Source organism: Parvibaculum sp. (assembly GCF_049671045.1).
In the GTDB taxonomy this organism is placed as follows: Bacteria; Pseudomonadota; Alphaproteobacteria; order Parvibaculales; family Parvibaculaceae; genus Parvibaculum.
Window position 1 is genome coordinate 1 of record NZ_JBATUH010000035.1, and the last position, 8,858, is coordinate 8,858.

Sequence of the window (8,858 nt, forward strand, 5' to 3'; positions counted from 1 at the left end):
CGATCTCGCTCACCTTCTTGCCGCGACGGGCAGCGACCATACGCGGGCTCTGCTCGTGCTTCAGCGCGTCGAAGGTTGCGCGCACCATGTTATAGGGGTTCGAGGAGCCCAGCGACTTCGCCACCACATCCTGCACACCCAGCGTCTCGAAAACGGCACGCATCGGACCGCCGGCGATGATCCCGGTACCGGCCGGCGCCGCACGCAGAACCACGCGGCCCGCGCCATGACGCCCATCGACGTCGTGATGCAGCGTGCGCCCTTCGCGCAGCGGCACGCGGATCATCGCGCGCTTCGCCGCATCGGTCGCCTTGCGGATCGCCTCGGGAACCTCGCGCGCCTTGCCATGGCCGAAGCCGACACGGCCCTTCTGGTCACCGACAACGACGAGCGCCGCAAAACCGAAGCGCTTGCCGCCCTTCACCACCTTCGCGACGCGGTTGATGTGGACCAGCTTGTCCACAAACTCGCTGTCGCGCTCTTCCCGGTCCCGCTCTCGTGTTCTTTCGCGTGCCACTGTCAAATCCTTCAGAAATTGAGACCGCCTTCGCGGGCGCCGTCAGCGAGCGCCTTCACACGCCCGTGGTAGATGTATCCGCCGCGATCGAAAACCACGTCCTTGACGCCCTTTTCAAGCGCACGCTCCGCGACGAGCTTGCCGACAACCGCCGCACCGTCGACATTGCCGCCCTTCGAGGCGAACCCGTCTTCCAGCGAGGACGCGGAGGCCAGCGTAACGCCCTGTGCGTCGTCGATGACCTGGGCGTAGATGTGCTTCGATGAACGGAACACTGAGAGCCGCGGACGTCCGTTCGCGATCATCGCGAGCTTGGTGCGGTTCCGCTGCGTCCGGCGCTGATGAAGATTCTTCACTTTGCTCATAGCCATCCGCTCACTTCTTCTTGCCTTCCTTGCGGAAGATGAATTCGCCGGCGTACTTCACGCCCTTGCCCTTGTAAGGCTCCGGCTCGCGGTAGGAGCGGATTTCCGCAGCCACCTGGCCGACCTTCTGCTTGTCGATGCCGCTGATCGCGATCTCGGTCGGCTTCGCCACCTTGACCTCGATGCCCTCGGGGATCGCGTAGAGCACTTCATGGCTGAAGCCGAGGCTCAGCTGAAGGTTCTTGCCCTGAAGCGCAGCGCGGTAGCCGACGCCGTTGATCTCGAGCGTCTCGGTGAAGCCCTGCGTGACGCCAACCACCAGATTGTTCACGAGGGTGCGCGAAAGGCCCCACATGCCGCGGGCGCGCTGCGAGTCGTTGCGCGGCGTCACATTGATGCCGTCAGCCCCCTGCTCCACCGCCACGTCGTCGACGAGCGTGAGCTTCATCTCGCCCTTCGGACCCCTCACGGCCACTTCCTGGCCGTTGATGGTCACGGTCACCCCTTTCGGGACCTCGATGGGCCTTTTACCAATTCGCGACATGGTCGTCTCTTTCCCGTCGTACGGCGGAGCTTGCTGCGCGTCTTAGAACACGCGGCAGAGCACCTCGCCACCTACATTCTTCTCGCGCGCCGCCGCGTCGGACATGATGCCCTTCGGCGTCGAAAGGATCGAAATCCCGAGGCCGTTATGCACCGTCGGCATCGTCTTCACCGACGAATAGACGCGCCGGCCGGGCGTCGAGACGCGCTCGATCATCTGAATGACCGGGGCGCCTTCATTGTACTTCAGCTCGATCTCGAACTCGCTCTTGCCGTTCGGATAATCGACCTTCGCATAGCCGCGGATGAAGCCCTCATCGGCCAGAACGTCGAGCACCCAGCCGCGAAGCTTCGATGCGGGCGTGACCACCTTGCCTTTGCCCCGGAGCTGTGCGTTCCGGATGCGCGTGATCATATCGCCCAATGGATCGGTCATCGTCATGCGCGTCTCCTCACCAGCTCGACTTCACCATGCCGGGGATCTGCCCCCTGGACGCGAGGTCCCGGAGCGCGATACGCGACATGCGCAGCTTGCGGTAATACGACTTGCTACGGCCGGTCAGCTCGCAGCGGTTATGAATACGGGTCTTGGACGAGTTGCGCGGAAGCTCCGCGAGCTTCAGCTGCGCATTGAAGCGCTCTTCGACCGGCAAGGATTGATCGATCGTCATCGCCTTCAGCTTCGCCCGCTTGGCCGCAAATTTCGCCGCCAGCTTCCGCCGCTTCTGGTCTCTATTAATGGCGCTTTTCTTAGCCATCCAAACCTCCGTCGGGTTCACGCCCTTCGCGAACCACAAGATACCTACTTTGCGAACGGGAAATTGAACGCCCGCAACAGCTCGCGAGCTTCCTCGTCCGTGCCTGCCGTCGTGCAGACGATGATGTCCATGCCCCAGACCTGATCGACCTTGTCGTAGTCGATTTCCGGGAAAACGATGTGCTCCTTGAGGCCCATGGCGTAGTTGCCGCGCCCGTCGAAACTCTTCGCATTGAGGCCGCGGAAGTCGCGCACGCGAGGCAGAGCCACCGTCACCAGGCGGTCGAGAAACTCGTACATGCGATCCTTGCGCAGCGTGACCTTCACGCCGATCGGCATGTTCTCACGCAGCTTGAAGCTCGCGATGGACGTCTTCGCCTTGGTGATGACCGGCCGCTGGCCGGCGATCGCCTGAAGATCCTCGAACGCGCTCTTGACCTTCTTGGAGTCGCCGACGGCCTCGCCGACGCCCATGTTGATCACGACCTTGTCGAGTTGCGGCACCTGCATGATGTTGCGGTACTGGAACCGCTCCCGCATTGCCGGGCGAATGTTCGCCAGATACTCCGCTTTAAGGCGCGGTGTGTACTGAGCTTCAGCCATCGATCGTTTCTCCCGACGCCTTGGCGAAACGGACCTTGCGGCCGTCTTCCAGCGTCTTGAATCCAACTCGCGTCGGCTTGCCGGTCTTCGGGTCCTCGATCGCGAGGTTAGACAGGTCGATCGACGCTTCGCGCGAAACGATGCCGCCCGTCGAGGTCTGCGACGGCTTCGTGTGACGCTTTACAATATTCACGCCCTGAACGAGCGCCCGGTTCTCTTTCGGGTAGACGGCAAGCACTGCGCCCTTCTTGCCCTTGTCCCTTCCCGTAAGGACGACGACCTTGTCGCCCTTCTTGATTTTCGCAGCCATCAAAGCACCTCCGGCGCGAGCGAAACGATCTTCATGTGGTTCTTTGCCCTGAGCTCGCGTGTCACCGGGCCGAAGATGCGGGTGCCGATGGGCTCGCCCTGGGCATTGATGAGAACCGCAGCGTTGCGATCGAAACGGATCACGCTGCCGTCGACCCGACGAATTTCCTTCGCGGTACGAACCACGACGGCCTTCATCACGTCGCCCTTCTTCACCTTGCCGCGCGGGATCGCCTCCTTGATGCTGACGACGATGATGTCGCCAACGGAAGCGTACTTCCGCTTGGAGCCGCCCAGTACCTTGATGCACATCACGCGGCGCGCACCGGAATTGTCAGCGACGTCGAGGTTCGTCTCTTGCTGAATCATGACTTCATCCGCCTTGCTCGGAAGAAGCCTTCACCCTTCGGGCTCAGGCTTCGTCCTTGAATACTTCCCACTGCTTCAGCTTCGACATCGGCCGGCACTCGCGGATCTTCACGACATCGCCAACCTTCACCGAGTTGCTCTCGTCATGCGCGTGATACTTCTTCGAGCGGCGCACGATCTTCTTGAGCAGAGGGTCACTGAAGCGGCGCTCGACGCTCACCACCACCGTCTTGTCGTTCTTGTCGCTGACCACGACACCCTGCAGGATTCTCTTCGGCATTTCTAAATCCTCAGCCCTTGACCTGCGCAACTTCGCGCTGGCGCTGGATCGTCTTGATGCGCGCAATATCGCGGCGCACCTGCCTCACGCGCGAGGTCTTTTCCAGCTGTCCGCTCGCACCCTGGAAGCGCAGGTTGAACTGCTCCTTCTTCAGCTTCAGAAGCTCGTCCTGCAGCTGGTCCGGCGTCATGTCTTTCACTTCGCTGGCCTTCATGGCCTCACCCTTTCGTTCTAACCGCGCTCCGGCGGACTTGTTCCGCTTCAGGCGCGCTCGCCGGGACGGGCCACAAACCGCGTCTTGATCGGCAGCTTGGCGGCTCCGAGGCGAAGCGCTTCCTCGGCAACGGCCAGCGGCACACCGTCCAGCTCGAACATGATCCGGCCGGGCTTCACGCGGGCCGCCCAGAACTCCGGCGAGCCCTTGCCCTTACCCATGCGGACTTCGGTCGGCTTCTTCGAAACCGGGACGTCCGGGAAAATGCGGATCCACACGCGGCCGGCACGCTTCATGTGGCGGGTGATCGCGCGGCGCGCCGCTTCGATCTGCCGCGCGGTCACGCGAGCGGGCTCCTGCGCCTTGAGGCCGAAAGCCCCAAAGTCGAGGTTCGTGCCACCCTTGGCATTGCCATGGATGCGGCCCTTGTGAGCCTTGCGGAACTTAGTGCGCTTCGGTTGCAACATGATCGAAACTCTCTTCGCTCAATTCTTCGGTGTTCAGGCGCGCTCTTCGCGGCGCTGACGTCCACCCGTTTCACCGGCGCCGCCCTCGAGAGCGCGACGCTCGGAGGCCATCGGATCGTGCTCAAGGATTTCGCCCTTGAAGATCCAGACCTTCACGCCGCACGTGCCATAGGCGGTCTTCGCCGTGGCGACGCCATAGTCGATGTCGGCGCGCAACGTGTGCAGCGGCACGCGGCCCTCACGGTACCACTCGGTGCGCGCGATCTCCGCGCCGCCGAGACGGCCGGCGCAGTTGATGCGGATGCCGCCGGCGCCGAGACGCATGGCCGACTGGACCGCCCGCTTCATCGCGCGGCGGAAAGCGACGCGGCGCTCGAGCTGCTGCGCGATGTTCTCCGCGACCAGCGTCGCGTCGATCTCGGGCTTGCGCACTTCAACGATGTTGAGATGCACTTCCGACGCCGTCAGCTTGCCGATGTCGCGGCGCAGCTTCTCGATGTCGGCGCCCTTCTTGCCGATCACGACGCCCGGGCGAGCCGTGTGAATGGTCACGCGGCACTTCTTGTGCGGACGCTCGACGACGATCTTCGAGATGCCGGCCTGCTTGAGCGTCTTGCCCAGGAAGTCTCGGATCTTGATGTCTTCGTGCAGAAGCTTGCCGTACTCCTGACGACCCGCGAACCACCGGGAATCCCAGGTACGGTTGACGCCAAGCCGCAGTCCGATCGGATTGACTTTCTGACCCATCAGGCCTGCTCCTCGACTTGCCGTACAACGATGGTGATCTGGCTGAAGGGCTTCTCGATCCGCCCCACGCGGCCGCGCGCACGCGCGTGCCAGCGCTTCAGCACCAGGTTCTTGCCCACATAAGCCTCGGCCACGACGAGATCGTCGACATCGAGGCTGTGGTTGTTTTCAGCGTTCGCGATGGCGCTCTGCAGCACCTTCTTCACGTCGCGCGCAACGCGCTTGTTGGAGAAGGTCAGGTCAGCGAGCGCGGTGTCCGCCTTCTTGCCGCGGATGAGCTGCGCGACCAGATTGAGCTTCTGCGGGCTCACCCGGATCATGCGGCCGACGGCCTGAGCTTCGTTATCGGGAAGCCTGCGCTTATGTGCTGGTTTGCCCATGACTTACCCCTTCTTCGCTTTCTTGTCAGCCGAGTGGCTGAAGAACGTCCGCGTGGGGGCGAACTCTCCGAGCTTGTGGCCGACCATGTCCTCGGTCACAAGCACAGGGACGTGCTTCTTGCCGTTATGCACAGCAAAGGTGACGCCGACGAACTGCGGCAGGATCGTGGAACGCCTGCTCCACGTCTTGACGACATCCTTGCGGGCCGATGTACGCGCGGCTTCTGCCTTCTTGAGAAGGTAGCCATCGACGAAGGGGCCTTTTTTGACGGAACGTGCCATGTCGAGCTACCTCAACCCTTCTTCTTGTGACGGCTGCGAAGGATGTACTTATCCGTCGCCTTGTTTTGCCGGGTCTTCTTGCCCTTCGTGGGCTTGCCCCACGGAGTGACCGGATGACGGCCACCCGACGTGCGGCCTTCACCACCGCCATGCGGGTGATCGACCGGGTTCATCGCGACGCCGCGAACGGCGGGGCGCTTGCCGAGCCAGCGGTTGCGGCCTGCCTTGGCGAGCGTGATGTTGGCGTGATCGGGGTTGGACACCGCGCCGATCGAGCCCATGCACTCGCCGCGCACCAGGCGCTGCTCGCCGGACGAAAGACGCAGGATCGCATAGCCCTGATCGCGACCGACGAGCTGCACATAGGTGCCGGCCGAACGGGCAAGCTGGCCGCCCTTGCCGGGCTTCAGCTCGACGTTGTGCACGATCGTGCCGACCGGGATCGACGACAGCGGCATCGCATTGCCCGGCTTCACGTCGACGCGCTCGCCCGAAATCACCGTGTCGCCAACTGCCAGACGCTGCGGCGCCAGGATGTAAGCCAACTCGCCATCGGCGTACTTCACGAGGGCAATGAAGGCCGACCTGTTCGGATCGTATTCGAGCCGCTCGACCGTCGCCGGCACGTCGTATTTGCGACGCTTGAAGTCGATGATGCGATAGGTCCGCTTGTGACCGCCGCCGCGATTGTACACGGTCGTGCGGCCATGATTGTTGCGGCCGCCCGACTTCGTCAGGCCATGCGTCAGCGCCTTGACCGGCTTGCCCTTGTGGAGAGCAGAACGGTCGACCAGCACGAGGCCACGCTGCGCGGGGCTGGTCGGTTTATACTTCTTCAGTGCCATCGGTCCAGCTTCTCTATTAGAGACCGGTCGTCACGTCGATGGAAAAACCATCTTCGAGCGTCACGATCGCCTTCTTGAAATCGCTCTGCTTGCCGGCCACGCCGCGGAAGCGCTTCGTCTTGCCCTTACGAACGAGCGTATTGACGGCCTTCACCTTGACGTCGAAAAGCTTTTCGACGGCTTCCTTGACCTGCGGCTTCGTCGCCTTCGGCGCCACCTTGAAAATGACCTGGTTCGCTTCCGAAGCCATCGTCGCCTTTTCGGTGATCACCGGCGAAACGATAATGTCGTAATAACGCTCGTTCATTTGAAGCGAGCCTCCAGGCTCTCGACAGCGGCCTTGGTCAGCACCAGCTTCTCACGCCGCAGAATGTCGTACACGTTGATACCCTGCACCGGCAGCACATCCACATTCGGGATGTTGCGCGCGGCGAGCGCGAAGTTCTCGTTCACTTCGGCGCCGTCGATGAAGAGCGCCGACTTGAGGCCGAGCTTGCCGAAGGCGTCCTTCAGAGCCTTCGTCTTCGGCGCGTCAACATTCGTATCCTCGAGGATGACGAGGTTGTCGCTCTTCGCCTTCGACGAAAGCGCATGACGCAGAGCAAGCGCGCGAACCTTCTTCGGCAGATCGATCGCATGGCTGCGAACAACCGGGCCGAAAGCCTTGCCGCCGCCGCGGAACTGCGGCGCCTTGCGGTCGCCGTGGCGGGCGCCGCCCGAGCCCTTCTGCTTCACGAACTTCTTGCCCGTGAGCGAGATCTCCGAGCGGCCCTTCGTCTTGTGCGTACCGGCCTGACGCCTGGCGAGCTGATAGTTCACCATGCGATGCAGAAGATCCGCGCGGGGCTCGAGCCCGAACACCTCGTCCGAGAGCTCGACCGTGCCGGCCTTCGTCGCCGCGAGTGTGGTTACGTCGGCTTTCATCACGCACCTTCCTTCTGCGCGTCCGCAGCGCCATTCGCGCGGCGCACTGCGCCCGGCGTCGGAACGCCTTCCGGCAACTTCGTCTTCACGGCGTCGCGCACGAGTACCCAGCCGCCTTTGGAACCCGGAACGGAGCCCTTCACCATGATCAGGCCGCGCTCAACATCCGTGCGGACGACCTCGACGTTCTGCGTGGTGACGCGCTCGGCACCGAGATGGCCGGCCATCTTCTTGCCCTTGAACACCTTGCCCGGGTCCTGCCGCTGACCGGTCGAACCATGGCTGCGGTGGCTGATCGAGACGCCGTGCGTGGCACGAAGACCGCCGAAATTGTGGCGCTTCATGACACCGGCAAAGCCCTTACCGATCGAGGTGCCGCTCACATCGACGCGCTGACCTTCGACGAAATGATCCGCCGTGATCTCGGCGCCCACATCGAGCAGGTTGTCTTCGCTGACGCGGAACTCGACGAGCTTCAGCTTCGGCTCGACCTCGGCCCGCGCGAACTGCCCGCGCTGAGCGCGCGCGACGTTCTTCACCTTCGCGCGACCGGCACCGAGCTGCACCGCTGTGTAGCCGTTCTTCTCGGCCGTGCGCTGGCTCACAACCTGAAGGTTGTCGAGCTTCAGCACCGTCACCGGCACATGGCGCCCGTCCTCCAGGAACAGGCGGGTCATTCCGACCTTTTTGACAATCACTCCGGAACGCATGGTCCCATTCCTCGTTCTAATCGGCGATCAGGCTCGTTTCTCTGAAACTCAGAGCTTGATCTCGACATCCACACCCGCAGCCAGATCGAGCTTCATCAGCGCATCGACCGTCTGGGGGGTGGGATCTACGATATCGAGCACGCGCTTGTGCGTCCGAATTTCGAATTGCTCACGGCTCTTCTTGTCGATGTGCGGACCGCGAAGCACGGTGAACTTCTCAAGCCGCGTCGGCAGCGGAATCGGTCCCAGCACCTGAGCGCCGGTGCGCTTCGCCGTGTTGACGATCTCCCGCGTCGAAACGTCGAGCACGCGGTGATCGAAACCTTTCAACCGGATGCGAATCTTCTGCCTTTGCATTTTCGTCCTCGTGCCTGTCGGCCGAATTAAAGCGGGGCGCGGGCTGTCCGCGCCCCGTAAATATTACTTCAACACCTTCGAGACGACGCCAGCGCCGACGGTCCTGCCGCCTTCACGGATGGCGAAGCGGAGCTTCTCCTCCATCGCGATCGGCGCGATCAGCGTCACGCTCATCTTCACGTTGTCGCC

General features: G+C 62.8%; 19 protein-coding genes and 1 pseudogene. All 20 read right to left on the reverse strand.

What is annotated here, in order from left to right; all coding sequences use genetic code 11:
- Positions 1-517 (reverse strand): 30S ribosomal protein S5 (rpsE, locus tag WBG82_RS04480; RefSeq protein WP_424421912.1); only part of this gene is annotated, 517 nt, incomplete at its 3' end.
- Positions 518-528: 11 nt separating this feature from the next.
- Positions 529-882, reverse strand: coding sequence for a 50S ribosomal protein L18 (gene rplR, locus WBG82_RS04485; protein WP_324300844.1), 354 nt, complete (start codon positions 880-882; stop codon positions 529-531).
- 10 nt (positions 883-892) lie between these two features.
- Entirely contained in the window at positions 893-1,426 is a 534-nt protein-coding gene (rplF, locus tag WBG82_RS04490) for a 50S ribosomal protein L6 (protein ID WP_424421914.1), read from the reverse strand.
- A 42-nt stretch (positions 1,427-1,468) separates the two neighbouring features.
- Positions 1,469-1,867 (reverse strand): 30S ribosomal protein S8, encoded by a 399-nt coding sequence (gene rpsH / locus WBG82_RS04495; RefSeq protein WP_424421916.1) that lies wholly within the window; start codon positions 1,865-1,867, stop codon positions 1,469-1,471.
- A 10-nt stretch (positions 1,868-1,877) separates the two neighbouring features.
- Positions 1,878-2,183, reverse strand: coding sequence for a 30S ribosomal protein S14 (gene rpsN, locus WBG82_RS04500; protein ID WP_424421918.1), 306 nt, complete (start codon positions 2,181-2,183; stop codon positions 1,878-1,880).
- 44 nt (positions 2,184-2,227) lie between these two features.
- A complete protein-coding gene (gene rplE / locus WBG82_RS04505; protein WP_424421920.1) occupies positions 2,228-2,785 on the reverse strand; it encodes a 50S ribosomal protein L5 in 558 nt (185 codons plus the stop codon).
- Entirely contained in the window at positions 2,778-3,095 is a 318-nt protein-coding gene (gene rplX / locus WBG82_RS04510) for a 50S ribosomal protein L24 (RefSeq protein ID WP_324300836.1), read from the reverse strand. Before rplX ends, rplE begins: the two co-directional genes overlap by 8 nt.
- Positions 3,095-3,463: a 50S ribosomal protein L14 gene (gene rplN, locus WBG82_RS04515; protein ID WP_324300834.1), complete on the reverse strand. Its 369-nt coding sequence runs from the start codon at positions 3,461-3,463 to the stop codon at positions 3,095-3,097. Before rplN ends, rplX begins: the two co-directional genes overlap by 1 nt.
- Positions 3,464-3,506: 43 nt before the next feature.
- Positions 3,507-3,743 (reverse strand): 30S ribosomal protein S17, encoded by a 237-nt coding sequence (gene rpsQ, locus WBG82_RS04520; RefSeq protein ID WP_324300832.1) that lies wholly within the window; start codon positions 3,741-3,743, stop codon positions 3,507-3,509.
- Between the two features lie 10 nt (positions 3,744-3,753).
- A complete protein-coding gene (rpmC, locus tag WBG82_RS04525; RefSeq protein ID WP_324300831.1) occupies positions 3,754-3,957 on the reverse strand; it encodes a 50S ribosomal protein L29 in 204 nt (67 codons plus the stop codon).
- Positions 3,958-4,004: 47 nt separating this feature from the next.
- Positions 4,005-4,424 carry a 50S ribosomal protein L16 gene (gene rplP, locus WBG82_RS04530; protein ID WP_424421926.1) on the reverse strand — a complete coding sequence of 140 codons (420 nt, stop codon included), beginning with the start codon at positions 4,422-4,424 and terminating at the stop codon, positions 4,005-4,007.
- Between the two features lie 33 nt (positions 4,425-4,457).
- Positions 4,458-5,171: a 30S ribosomal protein S3 gene (rpsC, locus tag WBG82_RS04535; RefSeq protein ID WP_424421928.1), complete on the reverse strand. Its 714-nt coding sequence runs from the start codon at positions 5,169-5,171 to the stop codon at positions 4,458-4,460.
- Positions 5,171-5,551, reverse strand: a complete 381-nt coding sequence (rplV, locus tag WBG82_RS04540; protein ID WP_324300828.1) for a 50S ribosomal protein L22 — start codon at positions 5,549-5,551, stop codon at positions 5,171-5,173. Before rplV ends, rpsC begins: the two co-directional genes overlap by 1 nt.
- Positions 5,552-5,554: 3 nt before the next feature.
- Positions 5,555-5,833, reverse strand: a complete 279-nt coding sequence (gene rpsS / locus WBG82_RS04545) for a 30S ribosomal protein S19 (protein ID WP_324300827.1) — start codon at positions 5,831-5,833, stop codon at positions 5,555-5,557.
- An 11-nt stretch (positions 5,834-5,844) separates the two neighbouring features.
- Positions 5,845-6,678 carry a 50S ribosomal protein L2 gene (gene rplB, locus WBG82_RS04550; protein ID WP_424421932.1) on the reverse strand — a complete coding sequence of 278 codons (834 nt, stop codon included), beginning with the start codon at positions 6,676-6,678 and terminating at the stop codon, positions 5,845-5,847.
- Between the two features lie 16 nt (positions 6,679-6,694).
- Positions 6,695-6,985: a 50S ribosomal protein L23 gene (locus WBG82_RS04555; protein WP_324300825.1), complete on the reverse strand. Its 291-nt coding sequence runs from the start codon at positions 6,983-6,985 to the stop codon at positions 6,695-6,697.
- A complete protein-coding gene (rplD, locus tag WBG82_RS04560; protein ID WP_424421935.1) occupies positions 6,982-7,602 on the reverse strand; it encodes a 50S ribosomal protein L4 in 621 nt (206 codons plus the stop codon). The genes WBG82_RS04555 and rplD overlap by 4 nt, the downstream gene beginning before the upstream one ends.
- Positions 7,602-8,312, reverse strand: a complete 711-nt coding sequence (gene rplC / locus WBG82_RS04565; protein ID WP_424421938.1) for a 50S ribosomal protein L3 — start codon at positions 8,310-8,312, stop codon at positions 7,602-7,604. The genes rplD and rplC overlap by 1 nt, the downstream gene beginning before the upstream one ends.
- Positions 8,313-8,360: 48 nt before the next feature.
- The gene (gene rpsJ, locus WBG82_RS04570; protein ID WP_012111657.1) at positions 8,361-8,669 is read right to left on the reverse strand and encodes a 30S ribosomal protein S10; all 309 of its coding nucleotides are present in this window, start codon (positions 8,667-8,669) and stop codon (positions 8,361-8,363) included.
- Positions 8,670-8,732: 63 nt separating this feature from the next.
- Positions 8,733-8,858: pseudogene (tuf, locus tag WBG82_RS04575) on the reverse strand (elongation factor Tu); the annotation flags it as partial.